16 protein-coding genes and 1 pseudogene are annotated in these 16,887 nt (G+C 68.1%); 6 read left to right on the top strand and 11 right to left on the bottom strand.

Going from position 1 to position 16,887, the window contains the following annotated elements:
- Window positions 1-972: 972 nt before the first annotated feature.
- From ACFY0U_RS40155 to ACFY0U_RS40145, 3 genes and pseudogenes are all read right to left on the bottom strand, one after another.
- Window positions 973-1,180 (bottom strand): annotated as a pseudogene (locus tag ACFY0U_RS40155) (helix-turn-helix transcriptional regulator); the annotation flags it as partial.
- 131 nt (window positions 1,181-1,311) lie between these two features.
- A complete protein-coding gene (locus ACFY0U_RS40150) occupies window positions 1,312-1,821 on the bottom strand; it encodes a putative phosphothreonine lyase domain-containg protein (protein WP_388644683.1) in 510 nt (169 codons plus the stop codon).
- A 120-nt stretch (window positions 1,822-1,941) separates the two neighbouring features.
- On the bottom strand, window positions 1,942-2,898 hold the full coding sequence (locus ACFY0U_RS40145; protein WP_388644680.1) for an alpha/beta hydrolase family protein: 957 nt from the start codon (window positions 2,896-2,898) through the stop codon (window positions 1,942-1,944).
- A gap of 176 nt (window positions 2,899-3,074) precedes the next feature.
- On the opposite strand from ACFY0U_RS40145, the gene ACFY0U_RS40140 reads away from it, so the two are divergent.
- A complete protein-coding gene (locus ACFY0U_RS40140) occupies window positions 3,075-3,671 on the top strand; it encodes a TetR/AcrR family transcriptional regulator (protein WP_388644678.1) in 597 nt (198 codons plus the stop codon).
- Between the two features lie 171 nt (window positions 3,672-3,842).
- Here ACFY0U_RS40140 and ACFY0U_RS40135 read toward each other — a convergent pair whose 3' ends face one another.
- From ACFY0U_RS40135 to ACFY0U_RS40110, 6 genes are all read right to left on the bottom strand, one after another.
- Window positions 3,843-4,421 (bottom strand): TetR/AcrR family transcriptional regulator, encoded by a 579-nt coding sequence (locus ACFY0U_RS40135; RefSeq protein WP_388644676.1) that lies wholly within the window; start codon window positions 4,419-4,421, stop codon window positions 3,843-3,845.
- Window positions 4,422-4,482: 61 nt separating this feature from the next.
- Window positions 4,483-4,860, bottom strand: coding sequence for a fic family toxin-antitoxin system, toxin component (locus ACFY0U_RS40130; RefSeq protein WP_266835504.1), 378 nt, complete (start codon window positions 4,858-4,860; stop codon window positions 4,483-4,485).
- Window positions 4,860-5,099 (bottom strand): hypothetical protein, encoded by a 240-nt coding sequence (locus ACFY0U_RS40125; protein ID WP_388644673.1) that lies wholly within the window; start codon window positions 5,097-5,099, stop codon window positions 4,860-4,862. The genes ACFY0U_RS40130 and ACFY0U_RS40125 overlap by 1 nt, the downstream gene beginning before the upstream one ends.
- Before the next feature lie 237 nt (window positions 5,100-5,336).
- Window positions 5,337-5,720, bottom strand: coding sequence for a DUF6009 family protein (locus ACFY0U_RS40120; protein WP_388644670.1), 384 nt, complete (start codon window positions 5,718-5,720; stop codon window positions 5,337-5,339).
- 148 nt (window positions 5,721-5,868) lie between these two features.
- A complete protein-coding gene (locus tag ACFY0U_RS40115) occupies window positions 5,869-7,404 on the bottom strand; it encodes a phage/plasmid primase, P4 family (RefSeq protein WP_388644667.1) in 1,536 nt (511 codons plus the stop codon).
- Window positions 7,401-8,477 carry a bifunctional DNA primase/polymerase gene (locus ACFY0U_RS40110; protein ID WP_388644665.1) on the bottom strand — a complete coding sequence of 359 codons (1,077 nt, stop codon included), beginning with the start codon at window positions 8,475-8,477 and terminating at the stop codon, window positions 7,401-7,403. The genes ACFY0U_RS40115 and ACFY0U_RS40110 overlap by 4 nt, the downstream gene beginning before the upstream one ends.
- A 679-nt stretch (window positions 8,478-9,156) precedes the next feature.
- Here ACFY0U_RS40110 and ACFY0U_RS40105 point away from each other — a divergent pair.
- Window positions 9,157-10,392, top strand: coding sequence for a ParA family protein (locus tag ACFY0U_RS40105; RefSeq protein WP_388644662.1), 1,236 nt, complete (start codon window positions 9,157-9,159; stop codon window positions 10,390-10,392).
- On the top strand, window positions 10,389-11,450 hold the full coding sequence (locus ACFY0U_RS40100) for a ParB/RepB/Spo0J family partition protein (RefSeq protein ID WP_388644659.1): 1,062 nt from the start codon (window positions 10,389-10,391) through the stop codon (window positions 11,448-11,450). The genes ACFY0U_RS40105 and ACFY0U_RS40100 overlap by 4 nt, the downstream gene beginning before the upstream one ends.
- A 65-nt stretch (window positions 11,451-11,515) precedes the next feature.
- Here the strand turns inward: ACFY0U_RS40100 and ACFY0U_RS40095 are convergent, their stop codons facing one another.
- Window positions 11,516-12,088, bottom strand: a complete 573-nt coding sequence (locus ACFY0U_RS40095; RefSeq protein WP_388644656.1) for a transcriptional regulator — start codon at window positions 12,086-12,088, stop codon at window positions 11,516-11,518.
- 757 nt (window positions 12,089-12,845) lie between these two features.
- On the opposite strand from ACFY0U_RS40095, the gene ACFY0U_RS40090 reads away from it, so the two are divergent.
- The 3 genes from ACFY0U_RS40090 to ACFY0U_RS40080 are packed head-to-tail and all read left to right on the top strand — an operon-like array spanning window position 12,846 to window position 15,777.
- Window positions 12,846-13,880, top strand: coding sequence for a bifunctional DNA primase/polymerase (locus tag ACFY0U_RS40090; protein ID WP_388644655.1), 1,035 nt, complete (start codon window positions 12,846-12,848; stop codon window positions 13,878-13,880).
- Window positions 13,877-15,379 carry a phage/plasmid primase, P4 family gene (locus tag ACFY0U_RS40085; protein ID WP_388644652.1) on the top strand — a complete coding sequence of 501 codons (1,503 nt, stop codon included), beginning with the start codon at window positions 13,877-13,879 and terminating at the stop codon, window positions 15,377-15,379. The genes ACFY0U_RS40090 and ACFY0U_RS40085 overlap by 4 nt, the downstream gene beginning before the upstream one ends.
- Window positions 15,376-15,777: a DUF6009 family protein gene (locus tag ACFY0U_RS40080; RefSeq protein WP_388644649.1), complete on the top strand. Its 402-nt coding sequence runs from the start codon at window positions 15,376-15,378 to the stop codon at window positions 15,775-15,777. Before ACFY0U_RS40085 ends, ACFY0U_RS40080 begins: the two co-directional genes overlap by 4 nt.
- Here the strand turns inward: ACFY0U_RS40080 and ACFY0U_RS40075 are convergent.
- Window positions 15,761-16,828 carry an NAD-dependent epimerase/dehydratase family protein gene (locus tag ACFY0U_RS40075; RefSeq protein WP_388644646.1) on the bottom strand — a complete coding sequence of 356 codons (1,068 nt, stop codon included), beginning with the start codon at window positions 16,826-16,828 and terminating at the stop codon, window positions 15,761-15,763. The genes ACFY0U_RS40080 and ACFY0U_RS40075 overlap by 17 nt on opposite strands.
- Window positions 16,829-16,887 lie beyond the last annotated feature (59 nt).

The raw sequence follows: 16,887 nt of genomic DNA, 5'->3' as shown, positions 1-16,887 counted from the left end.
GGACCGCTCCGCGGTCCGGACCATGGAGTCCGCTCCGCGGCCTCCATACGCAGCAATCGGAGACCTGCGCAACGCGGGACTGACAGGCCGTCAGATCTCCTGCCAGAAAGTGGGGCGCGAAGGCTCGGATTCCTTCGTGCCCGCTTTCCCTCGCCGGCAGCTCCGCCGCCGGACCGGACCACGGAGTGGTCCGGCAACCACAAGAACACAGCAACTCCCATGAAAACAAAAGCTACTGACGAATCATCAACTATTTATGACACTCAGTCAGAAATTCCACCCACCGGCCGCTCGCCGCCAAGCCGACCCGGCGTGCTGGCGAGGCGCGACCGCGCTACACCCTCCCCGGCCCACCACCCCACCCACCGCACCTCAAACCCACCTGCGGGCCACCCATCCCTCGGGCCGCCCGCTCGCTTCCAACCCGTGTTTCCGCGAGCCGAGTCAAGGGTGGCCCGCAGGGCCATCGCCGAAGGCGACGCGAAGCGCAGCGCAGCGCCCTTTACTCGGCTCGCGGAAACACGACACTGGCCAAGAAGCGGGCGGCCCAACAGCAACCCAGCAAACAGGCGTCAACCCCAACAGGCCTTTCCCAGGCGAAAGTTCAGCCTGGCTCTCAGCGGACGGGCTCAATCCCTCAGGTACATACGGACGAACCTCCCCGGCTCACTCCGCGTCGCTGCACCCCCCAAACCAAGACAGCTGAACGACCGACTGAACTCACGCCCGACACAGAGCATCCGCAGCACTCCAGCCCCGAAAAACCCGCAGCATCAAAGCAGGAAAAACCAGGAAACCCCAGTGAATCAGCCCCATTCCACCCACTCAAAAATCAGCTCGCCCCAACCACAGAAAAGAACCTCAGAAACAGAAAGACCGAGAATCAACGCACACAGATACGGCCGACGCCGACGCGACAGGCTCAGCAGCGGACGTCTCCGGTGCGGCAGGCTCGTGCTCCACCCCTCCGTCAGGGGCAGGGAAACGCTGAGCAAGACCCTAAAGGGAGCCGGGCGTAGGCGGCGCGCTGCGGCGGCCGCGGCTCTGTCCTGCCGGCTTCCCAGTTCCCCACAACCTCCCGGCGCGTTCCCAAAGCTGTCGCAATCTGAGCCTGGCTGAGTCCGCCAGATTCACGCAGGCACCTACGCTCAGCAGACACAGGAACCCCGCCCTGCGCTATCTACTCCAACAGCGCACCGTGCACCAATCACACTCTGAATCACTCAGTCATTCGCCTATTGATCGCTCATCGCGTTCGGCTCGGGTGAACCGCTCTGGGTCTGATGGAGGCTCCATCAGACCCAGAGCGGTTCACCCGAGCCAGCCACCAGAATCATGCGCTGTCTTTCGAGCAACACGGTCCAGCTGACGGCCCACCGATACTCGTGGGGTTCGAATCTCCGTTGTTCCCGGTGGTGACGTCCAGTAGGAGGCGCCAGTGCCATATACGCCGCGTGCTGTTTCGCAGTCGCGCTTGTAGGTGACCCAACCGGACACGCCAATCGCTCGTAGGACACCGAGCACGCGGCGCAGGTCATTGATGTCGCGGTAATCCCTCGTGTACACGCAGGCTCGCGTGTGGTCGGGCGACACCTTGGAGCCGATGCCGAGACAGCCCTCGATCGTTGCGCCTCGGATGCCCTGCCAGAGCTGTTCAGTGAGGTCTTGGGGGATCCATTTCCCGACCACCCCGTTGCCGAACTCATCGACCTCTTCGGCGATATCGTCCGGTGCCAGCACCATGTCCGTCCACATCAGCCTGTCCGGCACCACGGATCCCCCCTCCGCCGCCTCACAACAGATCAGCGTACGACGGAGCACTGACAAGAGTGTTTCTGGCCGGCTATGAGGTGAGAACCGCAAAAGGTCTCCCGCTTCGTCGGGCGCCGACAGAGCGGGAGCCTAGGAGTTGGGTCAAGTGGCTGGTGTCGCAGTGGAGGCTTACTTGGATTTGGCTCGTCCTACCGGGTCGGGGCCGGCTATGAGTGCCTCGCATGCCGTTTGCCACGTGGGGGCGCCGGGGTGGAGCTGGGTGTGGAGGTAGGACGCGGTGAGGTGGGCGAGGGCGGTGACTCGGTCGGGGTTCTCGTCGGTGGTTTCGGCGGCGTCGTATCCGGCGATTCCGCCGAGTCCGTGTTCCGCGTCGAAGAGGGTGAGCAGGGTTTTGGGGGCAGGGGCGAGGGTGTAGGGGTCGGTGTGCCAGGCCGGTCCCATGTCCGTGAAGTGCCGAGGGTCGTCCTTGTCGCCGGCGACGATCAGGGTGGGTGTGGTCATGGTGGAGAAGTCGACGGCGCCGATGATCGGCCACTGCTGGGCCATGGGGCCGTTGAGGGCTTCGCCGCCCCTGCCGGGCGCGGCGAGGAGTACGCCCGCCTTGATGCGGGGGTCGACGAGGTGCACCACCTTTCCGGTGTCGGGGTCGGTGAGTCCGGCGCCGAGTAGGAGGGCGGCGGTGAAGCCGCCGAGGGAGTGTCCGGCGAGGGCGATTTTGGTGGGGTCGATCCGTCCGGCGAGTTGCGGCACGGTGCGCTCGATCACGTCGAGCTGGTCGAGGATGTGGGTCATGTCCTCGGCGCGGGAGCGCCAGAAGTCGGGTGCGCCGGGTGCGTCGGCGACGAGGTGGCTCAGCGTCCTGGAGGTGAGGTGGGTGGGCTGGATGACGACGAATCCGTGTGCTGCCCAGAAGTTGGCGAGCGGGGCGTAGCCGTTGAGCGAGGAGAGGTTGTTGGAGGGGCCGTGGCCGTGGGAGAGAAGGATGACGGGGAGGCTGGTTCCTGTTGCGGGGGCGGAGACTCGTACCTGGAGGTCCACGGGGCGGGCGGGTACGGAGAGGGTTACGGGGCTGAAGGACAGGACTGGGGCGGGCGGGCCAAGGGTGTCGGTGGTGGGGGCGCTCATTGCGTGGGCTTCCTTTCGGTGGTGTCTGTCTGCTGTGGCCCCGCTTTGAGGGCGGCGAGGGCGAGGAGACATGGGGGCAGGAGTGGTCCGTTTCCGATAATCTGAATCGGAGCGTTGCTCCATTTAGTATCTGGAGCGCTGCTCCGTTTTGTCAATCGGTGTGGGAGGAGTGCGTGATGGCCGCCGAGAGCCCTGCAGGGGAGTCGCCGTCCCGAGGTAAGCGGGCTGACGCGCAGCGCAATCGGGAGACGGTGCTCGCTGCTGCCGCCAAGGTGTTCGTCACTTCTGGTGTCGACGCGCCGATCCGGCAGATCGCGGCCCAGGCAGGGGTCGGGATGGCCACGATCTATCGCCACTTCCCGACCCGGGCGGATCTGGTCACCGCTGTCTATCGCCACCAGATCGAGGCATGCGCCGAGGCCGGCCCGGACCTGCTGGCTCGTGCCGGCTCACCGCTCGATGCGCTGCGTCAGTGGATCGACCTCTTCGTGGACTTCCTGGTCACCAAGCACGGACTCGCCGACGCGCTGCAGTCCGAGACCGACCGTTTCGCCTCGCTGCACGCCTATTTCCTGGATCGGCTGCTGCCCGTCTGCGCCCAGTTGCTCGATGCCGCGGTCGCGGCCGGCGACATCAGGTCCGGCACACAGCCCTACGAGCTCATGCGTGGTATCGGCAACCTCTGCATCGGGCACGACAGCGACCCCCGCTACGACCCGCGACGTCTGATCGCCCTCCTCCTCCAAGGTCTTGAGCAACCCCACGCGTCCTGATGTCGACGGGCCTCATCGCGGCTTGGCCCCTCCCCCACTTCCACGCGATCCGCTCGATCATCGCCTCACAGCCGTCAGAGGCACGGGCTAGAGAAGGCTCATGCGCAGGTCCTGACTGCGCTTCGGCGCTGGACGTCGACGTGTGTCGGAGTGCGTGGGATGGCCCAGTGGTTAGGGGGTGGGGGTGGTTGGCCAGTTGCGTAGGAGGGTGTCGAGGGCTTCCAGGATGCGGGTCCAGGTTTCCTGGGTGTCGGGGGCGCTGTGGCTGAAGCCGCCGCCCATTTCCAGGCTGATGTAGCCGTGGAAGGTGCTGCCCAGGAGGCGGACGGCGTGGGTCTGGTGGGGTTCTGTGAGGTCGTAGCCGCGGAGGATCGCCCGGGTCATCTCGGCGTGTCTGGCGCCGGCGCTGGCTGCGGCTGCTTCTGGGGTGAGGCGTAGCTGGGCTGCGTCGTAGCGGCCGGGGTGTTCGTGGGCATAGTCGCGGTAGACGTCGGCCAGGGCGGTGAGGGCGTCTTTTCCGGCTCGGCCGGCGAGGGCGGTGGTGCCTCGGTCGGCGAGCTCCTCCAGGGCGAGGAGGGCGATCCTGGTCTTGAGGTCGTGGGAGTTCTTCACGTGCGAGTACAGGCTCGCGACCTTGACGTCGAAGTGTCTGGCGAGTGCGGAGACGGTGATCTGGTCGAAGCCGACTTCGTCGGCGAGGTCGGCGCCGGCCTGTGTGAGGCGTTGTGCGGTGAGTCCTGCGCGCGCCATGGTTCTGGGCCTCTCGATACCGGGTGCCGGCGGAACAGGTGTTGTGCTTGGTGGTCGGCGCTCAGGTGGCTGTGGGCCAGGTGCGTAGCAGAGTGGCGATCTTTGAGGTGGTGCAGGCGGGGTCGCGGAGGAGGTCTCGTAGGGCGATCGCGTCGTTGCGCGTCGGCTTGAGCGGGATGCCTGAGGCCTCGAGGTACATGACGCCGGTTGCGGCGGCGACGGCCATGTTGGAGCGCTCCAGCCAGCGGCAGCGGCCGAGGACGTGGACGAGGGCGGCGGCGCGGGCGTAGGGGCCGTCGTAGACCGGCTGGTCCAGGAGCTCGGCCTTGTGGGCGGCTACTGCGGCGACAGGGATGCCGTAATCGTCAGGGGCGGGATCGCGGGCGCCGGCGATCTCGGCGACCTGCAGGATCCAGGGGACGTCGATGTGCAGGTCCATTACGCGGCGTGAGCCCCCGGAGCGGTGCGGTCGGCGTCCTCGGTGTCGTCGAAGATCGCCTGGTGTTCGTCGAGGAAGCGGCGGGCGGCGTCGAGACCGCGGGCGCGCAGGCCGTCGGTGTCCTCGCGGACGAGTTCGGCGATGTAGTCACCGACGCTCAGGCCACGGTCCTTGGCTCGGGCTTTGGCGAGTTCGGCGACCTCGTCGTCGACGCGGGCACCCAGCTGTGTCTTTGCCATACGAGCATGGTAACAGTTGTTACCAGATGAGGGCAGGGGTGGCCGCTCAGCGGTCGAGTCGGCGGTGCTGCCTGCACTCTGGGCTTGGCTATTACGCCGTAATAGCCAAGGACGTGGGGGCACCCGGCGGAGGCTCTTCTGGGGGCTGCGCCCTCTGGCTATTACGGCGTAATAGCTTTCAGGGGTGGGTAGTTCGGGTGCTTTTGGTGGTTTTTGGTACTGTCCTTCAAGGTCGGATTACTGCGTCGCCGACGCTATGGGGGCGGGGCCGCGTTGGGAGCGTGGGGTTTTCGCTCCGGGCTTCTTGGGTTCGATCGTGCGGGGGTCGACTGCCTCGCCGGGGGCTCCCTCGCGGTAGAGACCGTCGGGGAGGGTGTCCCGGTCGTGTGGGAGGAGGAAGAAGACCCGACGTTTGTAGAGCCCGCTGTCGGGGTCGGGTTCGGCCTCGTCGTTGAGGAGGGCGTAGCCGACCATGCGGCCGTCCCGGGCGTAGGGGGGCTTGTTGTTGCGGCGCTTGGTCTTGTCCAGGGCCTGGCGGACGTAGTCGAGGTTGCCGGGGTCCTCCAGCCACACCACGTCCGCCTCGTGGGTGAGGTCGCTCTCGGTCAACAGCGAGCTCATGGCCGCAGCCCTTCGTTCGCCAGCCTGTGCACAGGGCGGGGGCCGGACTGGATCGTGCGTGTTGTGGGGGCCGCCGCTAGCGGGGCCGGGGGTACATCGTAGTTCGGCCGCTGGGTGAGATGTAGGGCGTGGGGTGGTGTGCGGTGCGTCATTCGGTCCCCAGGAGGGCGATGCCCGGGTAGTACTTGCGGCCGTTGGACTTGATCATGTCGGTGGGTGAGGCGAGGCCGACTTCCTGGCGGACTCGGGTGGCGAAGGCGCGGGGCGAGGCGGGGCGGATGCCTTCGCCGGCGTTGCACCAGGAGCTGTACTCCGTGAACAACAGGCCCTGTTCGACGCGTAGTTCGCTGCCGTTGTCGGCGGCGCGGGTGCAGCATTCGTCGAGGAAGCGGCCGATGTGGTCTTCGGTGTTGGCGTAGGCGGTCGTGGCGATGCGCACTCTGTCCGGGCCTTCGAGAGGGTCTCGGGTGGCGAGGTAGCGGCGGGCGCCTTCGATGAGCCAGTGGAGGATGCCGGGGCCTTCGTCACGTACGAGTTCGAAGGCGAGGTTGTCGATCCGGCGGGCGGCGGGGACGGTGCGGGTGAAGGGCAGCAGGCGGATGCGGCGCCAGAAGGCGTAGCCGCCGGTGGAGACCTCGGGGCGGTGGTTGCCCAGCAGCCAGAGGTGGTGGGTGGGGGTGAAGGAGAAGTAGTCCTGCCGCATGCGGCGGGCTTTGATCTTGTCGCCGCCGGTCAGGAGGCGGACGCGGGCCTCGTCGAATTTGTCGTTGGGCTTGAGTTCGCTGCACACGATGAGGCGGCGGCCGTGGAGTTCGGTGAGCTCGGTGGAGTGCTCGGAGAAGGCTCCGCGGTCCATGAGGAAGCCGGGTGGGGCGGCGTCGGCGTAGTCGCCGAGGATCTGGATCATCGTGTCGAGCAGGACGCTCTTGCCGTTCTTGCCTTCTCCGTGGAGGAACGGCAGGACCTGGGCGCCGACGTCTCCAGTGATGGAGTAGCCGAGCAGCAGGTGGAGGAAGCTGATCATCTCGCGGCCTTCGGCGTCGTCGCCGAAGGTGTCGGCGAGGAAGCGGTGCCAGCGAGGGGTTTCCATGGGCTGGGGGGCGACGCTGGTGGCGCGGGAGTGGAAGTCCAGGGTGGGGTCCGCTTTGCGGACTTGGCCGGTGTGCAGATCGACGACGCCGCCGGGGGTGCACAGCGCGTAGGGGTCGCCGTCGAGAGTGTCGGGGTCGACGGAGAGGTCCGGGGAAGCCTTGGCCTGGGTGAGCAGGGCCTTCATGCCGGTGGTGGAGAGGGTCTTCTTCTTGTGCGCGGACAGTTCCCGGTTGCTGAAGACGCCCCGGGGGTCGGTCTCGGGCATGTCCTCGGCCATCTCCCCCGCTGCCCACAGGGCGGCCTTCTCGCCGCCGGTGCGCTTCCAGCGGTAGCCGTCCCAGGAGAACCAGCCGAGGCCTTCCACGTGCCGGAACTGGTCGCGGTAGAGCTGGACGAAGAGGCGGGCGTTGCCTCGGTCGCTGAGGTGTGGGGGCAGCAGGCCGGACTGCAGGGACGCGAAGGGCAGGCTGCCGGGGGTGCCGGAGGCCTGCGCGGGGAGCAGCGTGGGTGGCTGCTCGGCCGCCTGGAGGTCGAGCATCTGCTGAGCGGCGGCCTGTGCGTCGAACCGCGGCATGCTTTCGGCGCTGCTCATGGACGTCCTTCGAGACGGAACGGGTGGGCGGCCCCGGCGGCAAGGCCGTCGTCGATGATCTTTTCGTTGCGGGCGGTCTGCCAGGGTCTGGCCTCGGCGGCCGCTGCGCGGAGTTGGTCGCGGGCTGCGGTTTCCTCCAGGTGGCCTGCTGCCATAAGGCCTCCTGCGGTGTAGGCGGCTCGGTTGAGCTTCTCCGTGAACCCGGTCCCTTCGGGCGCCGCGGCGCATTGGGCGATCTCGTCTAGAAGCGGGGCGAGGACACGGTGGGCGGCGGCCGGCTTGCGGATACGACGGGTCCGTGCGAGGGGTTGTCTGGGGACCGGCGGGGCGATGACGTGGCCGGTGCGGACGAGTTCGGCGTGCAGCCAGTCCGGGAGCGGGGCTGGCAAACGGGCGGGGCCTTCGGGCTCGTACGTGCCCTGTGCGGTGCGGGTGGTGGGGGCGATGATGTAGCCGCCGTCGGCCCTGACATCGACCTGCCAGGCCAGGGCGACCTTGGGACTGGAGCCGGTCGAGCAGCGCAGCCGGGTTTCCGGGTACGGGTTGCGGTACCAGATGTGCAGGCCTCCGGAGGGCGTGCGCACGCGCAGGGTGCTCTCGTCGTGGGCCGGGTCGGGCCAGCCTCGGAAGGCCGCCAGGAGCGCGAGGGTGTCGAAGCCCGAGGCCAGGCCGGTGAGGTTCACGGCGTCGGGGATGGGGATGCCCGGCAGGAGACGGCTGCGGTCGGGCACCTGGGCGCTGTGGGCGTCCACATCGAGGACGACGAGCTCGGCGGGCCCGCAGGCGACGCCCACGCCGCAAGAGGGGCTGCTCCCCCACCAGGCGTCGATGTACGGGCCGTGTGTGGTGGCGGCGTGGAAACCGTGGCAGGGGCGTCCTGCGGGGAGACAGAGGCACGTCTTGGGGTCGTGGCTTCGGTCCCTGCACTCGGGGCAGTTGGCGGCCGGGGTCTTGCGGCCGGGTGCCAGAGGGTGGACCGGCCAGCCCTGGGCGGCGCACCAGCGGGCGACGGCATGCGGCGTCGCGGGCCTGGCCGGGGCGGCAGGCAAGCGGATGTCACCGGGGCGCGGCACGCTGATCGTCCTGTCGGGTCTCGTGGTGCGGTTCTGTGGCTCGGTCCCTGAGAAAACTCCAGGCCACACGTGTGGATGATGCCGTATCAGGGACTGAAGGGACTGTGTTTCGGGAAGAGTGTAGAGGCATGTCGACGGGGAGTCCGGCAACTCCCACCGCGTGGCGTTCTATCAGTTCCTTCGGTCCCTTGAGTCCCTTCGGCCTCCGACGAGCCGCCACTCCCTCATCAGTCGGCGCCGTTTGGGTCCCTTGAGAGCGGCCGGAGGGACTGAACCCTCCAGAGAACCTCCAGGGACTGAACCCAGGGTCCCTCGAGGGACCGTCCCTTCCTTCAGTCCCTGCACAAAAACGCAGGTCACAGCGTTCCACCCTCCCTCAACAGGGACTGTAGGGACTCAACTCGCTAATTATGAGCTGAACTAGACATGTGGGGACAGATGCGCACGCGCGTACGAAAAAAGCTCTACTCCAGCTCATAATTAGGAAGTTCAGTCCCTACAGTCCCTGATTTGGCCCCCCAAAACGCTCTGACCTGCACAAACACCAGGGACTGAACCCCAGGGACCAAACAGTCCCTCAGCCCCTCTCCGTCCCTCCGGTCTATTACGCCGTAATAAACCTGCCCTACCTAACGCGTCGTTCGCGTTTTTGATCACTCGCGTTAGTAAGCTGACTCCCATGACTTCTCCAGCCTCCCCGAACGACCGCGAGAAGGTCGTCTCCAAGCTGCCGGGATGGCTCCGGCAGGACCTCAAAGTCAGAGCCGCCCAGAAGGGCATCGAGATCCAGGCGGCCGTAGAGCAGGGCATCCAGGACTGGTGCGACCTGGCCTCCGCAACAGCCGGGGTCGACACCTCCGGCGCCGACTCGTTCTCCACCTTCCTGCCGGAAGGTCAGTGGGACGAGTTCAAGCGGATCGCGAGCGACCGCCGAGTGTCTCTCATTCAGGGCTTGGCCCAGTCCGTGCAGTTGTGGCTGGACACCCATCCGGCGCCCGACGTCGAAAGGCCGGCCATCACCCGCCGGATCGTCGTCTGCAACCAGAAGGGCGGAGTCGGCAAGACCGCCATCACGGCAGGCACCGGTGAGGCCCTGGCCGAGGACCCCAGCCGCCTTTACCCCGTCCGTATCGCCAAGCAGCTCGCGGCCGCCAGCGACGCGCTCGACAGCCCGCTCGACACCGAGGACCTGCCGGGGCTGGGGCTGCGGGTCCTGCTCGTCGACTTCGACCCGCAGTGCCACCTCACCAACCAACTGGGTGGCACTCCCCTGCCGATGAACGGCGACAGCCTCACCAACCACATGGCGGGCGATCCCAAGGGTGACCTGCGTGACCTCATCGTCTCCGTCGACGACGAGCACTTCGCCGGCCGGTTGCATCTGCTGCCCGCGTGCAACGACGCCTTCCTTCTCGACGTACGCCTGTCGGCCGTCCGGGCGCGCGAGGCCGCCCTGGAGCGCGCGCTGGCCCCCCTGGAGGCCCACTACGACGTCATCCTCGTCGACTGCCCGCCCAGCCTCGGACTCAGCATGGACGCCGCGGCCTACTACGGCAGGCGACGTGACGGCGAGAAGCCCGGCCAGTCCGGAGCTCTGATCGTGGTCCAGGCCGAGGACAGTTCCGCCGACGCCTACGAGCTGCTCACCACTCAGATCGACGACCTGCGCGGCGATCTGCAGATCGACATCGACTACCTCGGGATCGTCGTCAACCTCTACGACTCCCGACGCGGATACATCGCCACCTCGTCCCTGCAAGGATGGGTCGACATAAAGGATCCGAAAGTCGTCGGACTCATCGGAGACCTCAAGGAGCAGAAGGAGGCTGTGCGCGTGAAGCAGCCGCTGCTGTCCTACGCCCCCAAGTCCCAGCAGGCGGTCGGTATGCGTGCCCTCGCACGGGAGATCTCATGAGCAAGGCCGACCAGCTCGGCGCCGGCCGCTTCGGCGGGGCCACCCGGGCCATCAGCGCGCGCCGACAGGCGGTGGCCGCGGCGACCGGGGTGCCGACCGACGGAGTCGCCCCGCCCTCGGAACTGCCCACCGACCGTGTGAGCCTCAACCCCGACAACCCGCGCTCCAGCCTCGGCGACCTCACCGATCTGGCGGGAAGCCTCAGGACGCACGGCCAGAAGCAGGCGATCACGGTCATGAACCGCGATGCCTACGTGAAGGCCAACCCGGCTCACGAGGCGGACCTGGAGCCGGAGACGACCTACGTCGTCATCGACGGCAGCAGCCGCCTCGCGGCCGCCCGGGAAGCCGGTCTCGCTGCCGTCAAGGTGATGGTCAGTGATGATCAGGGCGCCACGTCCGAGGAGCTCCTGGAGTCGGCTCTGGTCGCCAACATCCACCGGCAGGACCTCGAGGAGCTGGACGAGGCCCGCGCGCTGCAACGGCTGTTGGCGATCCACGGGAGCCAGACGGCTCTGGCGAAGCGGCTGCACCGCTCGCAGGGGTGGGTGTCGCAGAGGCTTGCTCTGCTCAACCTGACGCCCGAGCTCCAGCAGCGAGTCGGCCAGGAGCCCATCGATCTGCTGAGGGCTGTCGGCAACAAGCCGGCCGAGCAGCAGGGCGAGGCACTGGAGGAGCTGAAGGCAGAGCGGGTCCGCAAGGAGATCCTGAAGCAGGAGCGCAAGGCGCAGAAGCCGGACGACGGGACCGAGGGCTATTACGGCGTAATAGGAGAGGGCGCCCTGCAGCCGACGCCAACGGCTCCTGCCGAAGCACCGGTGCAGCGAGCGGAGACTGTCCCGGAGCCTCGTGGCAACGCCTCGGTGGGCAAGGCGGCTGAGACGGTCGAGGACGATCTGCGGACACCACCGAAGCTTCCCTACGACGATGGTGCCTTCCTCGCGATGCACCTCATCCGGAAGATGAGCGACACCGAGTTCGACAAGATGCTGCGGATCCTCAACGAGCACCAGGAGCAGCGGGCCGGGGTCGTAGAGAGCGACGGCCAGGCTGTCTGAGCGGTCTGATGAGTCGGCCCCCTATTACGCCGTAATAGGGGGCCGGGCTATTACGGCGTAATAGCTCAGGCTGCGAAGCCCACGTTGGTGACGTACTCGTACTGGCCCCACTGGGAGCCGAGGTCGACGATCTGGTCGACCCAGGCGTCGTCGAGCGCCTGGACGTTGTCGGTGGCCCAGGCCTCGACGATGCGGTCCCAGTGGCGGATGTTGAGGGTGCGGAACTCCACCACGCGCTGCCGGGGGCGGGGAACCTGGGACTGGTTGAGAGGGTGGATCTCGACGCGGGTGCCGCGGCCTTCACGGTTGAGGCGGGCCAGGAGATAGCGGGCCACGTTGTGGCGGCGGACGGTGCGGTATGCCGTCTCGATGCGTTCGAGGTTCTTCTTCGACGGACTGCGCTTGCCGTCCAGCCACGCCTTGAGGGTGCGGTCGGTGACCGTGAGGCCTGCGGCGCGCGCGGCAACGAGGGCGTGTTCGCTGCGGGTGAGGTAGTGCAGGCGGGCCATCAGACCACGCCGGGCGGTGACCGGGGTGGCGATGTAGCCGGCGAGGGCGTCCAGCCGACGAGCGACTGCTTCGTGCCCCTTGACGCCTCGGGCGCCGTACTTGCCGAACTCATGGGTGTGATCCGGCATCCCGTCTCCTCCCTCCGCCTTGGTTCTCGTAGCCCGCTGCCCGGATGGGCGTGGGGCGCGATGTCATTACGGGAGATCAGTATGGGGCAGGGCCGGGGAGAAGTTCCTCAACCGGGGCGGTGGGGGAGCGGAGTGGGGGCGCGGCTATTACGTCGTAATAGCGACCGAAGCGACTCGGCCGTGGGGAGCCCGGATGGGCGGCGTGGGTCGGGGTGGGCGTTCTCGCTTCACAGTCGCTTGAGTCGCTCTGGGACTCGGGTGGGGGAGGGGAGGGGGCGTGAGTCGCTGTGGCCGAATAGGGCCTACGCGGGGAGCGACCGAGGAGCAGCTACCGATGACCCTCTCGGCAGCTTTCAGTCGCTGCTGGAAAAGGCCAGGTCAGGGCCGGTCCCTCGACTGAACAGCGACTGAAGCGACTCAAGCTCCGGGTATATGGAGACATTCGCGTGTGCGCGTGTGCATGCGCGTGGGCGTCATATACAGGAACCTTGAGTCGCTTCAGTCGCTGTTCGATCGCTTCCGTTTCGCTGACCTGCTGCTTCGTCGAGATGACTGGGCAGCTACCGAAACCACCTGAGTCGCTGGCCACTGAACTGGCTCGAATATCTGTTTTCCCAGGGGACGTTCGGGCCCCACCTCCTTAGCTATGCTGTGCCGGTCGCTCAGTCGCTTCGGTCGCTGGTGGGGGGTGCGAATGGCTTCTGAGCTGCACAACTCGCATAGCTACTCACGGCCGTCCGCTCCGGTGGCAGGTCCGTTGGCGACAGCTCGGTGGTGTGCCAGCCGGGGCTGGCCCGTCCATCCGCTGGCACCGGGACGCAAGACGCCTGCGGGCAACTGCGAGAGCTGCCGCCTGCCCGGGCACCATCACAAGGACTGCGGCTGTCCGGCCGCCGGCCGCTGGTGTCACGGGTTCCACGCCGCCACGCTCGACTTCGCCCGCATCGAGCAGTGGTGGGGCGCTCATCCGGGCTTCGGTGTCGGGATCGCCTGTGGACCCGCCAATCTGCTGGTCGTCGACATCGACGCCCACGAGCGCGAACTTCCCGGGCGGGACCGGCTGTTACCCGGCATCGGCATCTCCGAGGGGATCGACCTGGCCGGGCTCGCCAACGGCTTCCACACGATCGGTCTGCTGGCCGCCCTGCGCGGCGTCGACAGCCCCGCCGACGACGAGACGACCCTGAGGGTGAGAACTCCTTCGGGCGGCCTGCACGTCTGGTACCGGACGTACGGCGGACGCCGCTGGCAGTGCTCCACCGGGTCCGGCGCTCGCGCGCTCGCCTGGCAGGTCGACGTACGGGCGCACGGCGGGTACATCGTCGCCCCGGGCACGGTGACCGACGCCGGTGTCTACGAACCTCTGGGAGACGTGCGGGAGCCCGCTCCGCTGCCCGACTGGCTGGCCCGCGAGCTGGAGCGCACCGGGCATCTGCCGCCCGCGTACGTGCCCGCCCCGAGGCCGGTGCCCCCGCGGGCCCGGCAGGCCGTCCTGGCGGCGGGCGGCGGCAGCAGAGCGGTGAGCCGGGTTCTGGGCGCACTGCTCGAAGAGGTGGCCGCCTGTGCCGCCGTAGCCGAAGGGGCCGCGTTCTCGGAGAAGTTGAACCGTGCCGCGTACACCGCAGGAGGGCTTGTGGCCGGGGGACAGCTCGAGGTGACGGAGGCCGAGCGGGTCCTCAGTGAGGCGGCCGAGCATGCCCGGCCCGGGCAGGAACGCCGTTACGCGGGCATCATCCGCAGCGGTCTGACCGCCGGCCGTATGCGCCCGCTGTCCCCGGGAGGGCGCACATGACGTCCCGCCAGGACGACACCCTCTTCGACGCCCAGGCCGTCGCCGCGCAGATCCTCGCCCAGCCGGTGCCGCATGCCCGCCGCCCCGAGGAGCCTTTGCCCGCGCAGGGGGAGGCCACGGCCGACGGGCTGCTGCCCGACACCCTCAGCGACCGGGGCAACGCCAAACTGTTCGTCAAGCTCTACTCCAACGACTACCGGCACGTGCCCGGCCTCGGCTGGTTCCGCTGGGACAGCACCCGTTGGCAGATCGACGAGGACGACACCGTGATGTGGGCCGCCGGGGACCTCGCCGAATCCCTGGCGAGCAACGACCCGCGGGGGGTGTTCACCTCCGTGGCACTGCAGCAGCACCGCCGACGGGCGCTCAGCACCAGCGGCATGAACGCCATGCTCGCGCAGGCCAGGTCAGCCCCCGGCATGGTGCTCAACGCGGCCCGCCTGGACGCCGACCCGTACGCGCTGTGCACCCCGGCCGGCATCGTCGACCTGCGCACCGGACTGCTGCGCACCCCCGACCCCGACAAGGACTTCCACTCCCGCTCCACCACCGCGGCCCCCCAGCCGATGCCCACCCCGCGCTGGGACCGGTTCCTCACCGACACCTTCGGCGAGGGGCCCGAGGGCGCGGAGATGATCGACTTCCTGCACCTGCTGCTGGGGTACTCCATCACCGGTGACGTCGGAGCACAGGTCATGCCGTTCCTGTTCGGGTCCGGCAAGAACGGCAAGTCGGTGCTGCTGGACGTCCTGATGAAGCTGGTGGGGGACTACGCCGACGCGGCGCCGCCCGGGTTCCTGATGGCCCGGCCCTACGAGGGGCATCCAACCGACCTGGCCGAGCTGCACGGTCGGCGGGTCATCGTGTGCAGCGAGGTCAAGCCGGGGGACCGTTTCGACGAGGCCCGGGTGAAGCTGCTGACGGGCGGCGACCGGATCAAGGCCCGCCGCATGCGTCAGGACTTCTTCAGCTTCGAACCCACCCACAAACTCTGGCTGCTGGGCAACCACCGGCCCGAAGTCGGCACCGGCGGCTTCGCGTTCTGGCGGCGCATGCGGCTGATCCCGTTCGAGCGGGTCGTCCCCGACGAACGCAAGATCGACAACCTGGCCGACATCCTCGTCACCGAGGAGGGCCCCGGAATCCTCAACTGGCTGATCCTGGGCGCCCGTCGCTACCTGAGCGGGGAGAAGGACCTCAGCGGCCCCGAACGTGTACGGATCGCCACCACGGCGTACGCGGAGACCGAGGACCACACCGGGCGGTTCCTCTCCGAGTCCTGCCGTCTCGCACCGGAGCTCAGGGCGGAACAGGCACAGCTCTACGCGGTTTATAAGACGTGGTGTCAGAATGAGGGGGCCCCGGCGATCTCGTCCCGGGCCTTTGCGGCACGGGTCCGAGAGGTGGTCGGACTGGCGTCTCCCAAGGAGATGATCCTGTCCAACCAGCGCAAGTACTACCCGGGCATCGGACTGGTCGCCGACGAGGAGACAGCATGAGCGCCCTCATCGCTGAGGACGAGCTCGTTCATGAGGACGACTTCGTCTGGCTCGAGGACATCAGCACACTCGACTACGTACGCCAGAGCCTGGACCGGCTGCCGACGCGTCGTGGCAAACCCGCCTACCATCGCGACGGACGCATGGTCGGCTATGCGCTGCTGGGCTCGGCAGCCAAGCCGTCCCGGTCCTCGGGGACGTTCCGCCGACGGGTGTTCTGGCTGCTTCCGCACGATCGCGACACCGAGCCCGAGGGGCTCTACGCGACCGGCGCGCCCGCCGAGGCCGTGGATCCGCGCACGCTGGCACCCGGCAGCAAGGGCTGCAAGACCGAGCGGTCGGAGGGCGGGCCGCCGTCCTCGGCGATGCGGGAGCTGGGGATCACGCTGCCGCTGTAGCGGTGGCGGGGAGGCTGAGCAAGGACCGGGCGGTTCCCGACTGCGTGGGGGCTCCGGGAGCCAGTTGCTTCGCGTACCAGGCGGAGCAGGCCGCCAGGCGCCGCTCGAAACCGGGGCCCGGGTTCAGGCCCGTCCGCTGCCAGATACGGGTCGTGTCGAACCAGCAGTCCTGCGTGAGGAGGGCGTACTGGTGGTCGGAGAGATCGGGCACGAGCTGCCTTACCAGCGAGCGGTGTTCACCGATCGGCACCTGCTGAGCCATGGGCAGCCGCAGCAGGGCGCGCAGGCTCGCGTACAGGTCGTCCATGAGCAGCGGCCGGGGGTCGGCCACGTGATACGTGCCGCCGTCGTGCGGCTCGGGCTGCAGCGCGAGCGCGGCGATGACGCGGGCCAGGTCCTCGGCGGCGATCACGGAGGCTCGGGGCGTTGTCCCGGCGGGCCAGTAGGGCACTTGGCGCAGCACCCGGGCCAGGGTGGGGATGAACCAGCGGTCGCCGATGCCGTAGACGAGGTGAGGGCGCAGCACGATGCCGCCTGAGGCCCGGACCGCCTCCTCGGCGCGCAGACGCGAGGTGCTGGCGGGTGAGGCCGGTGAAGGTGCCAGCTGCCCCTCGACGGGCCCGCGGTGGGGTCCCATGCCGTAGACCGAGGCGGTGCTGACGTAGATGAAGCGCCGGACTCCGTTGCGGCGGGCTTCGTCCAGCAGGGCCTGTGTGCCCAGGTGGTTGATGTCGTGGCACATCTGTTCGTCGCGGCCGACGTAACTGGCGGCGTGGATCACTGTTTTGATGCCCGAGCAGGCCCCGCGCAGGGTGGACGGATCGGTGAGATCGCCGGCCACATGCCGTACTCCGGTGGCTGCGGTCACCCGGGGTGGCGTCCGGCTCAGTACGTGGAGCGTGGGCGTGCTGCCGGGGGAGGAGTGCTCTCGGGTCAGTTCCCTCAGAACGGCGCTGCCGATGAAACCGGTGCCCCCGACGACCAGGACTGGGCCGGTGTCGGTTCCGGTCGTCATGGGGGTGTTGCTGGGCCTCGATGTCAGAGTGAGCATGACTGGGCTCCTTGTGAAAAGGCAGGCATTCCAGACGCTCTGGCGAGCGCGACCTCCGC

This window comes from Streptomyces sp. NPDC001536 (genome assembly GCF_042894505.1).
Classification (GTDB): Bacteria; Actinomycetota; Actinomycetes; order Streptomycetales; family Streptomycetaceae; genus Streptomyces.
Note: the sequence above shows the minus strand (reverse complement) of the source record. Positions and strands in the feature narration are given on the sequence as shown.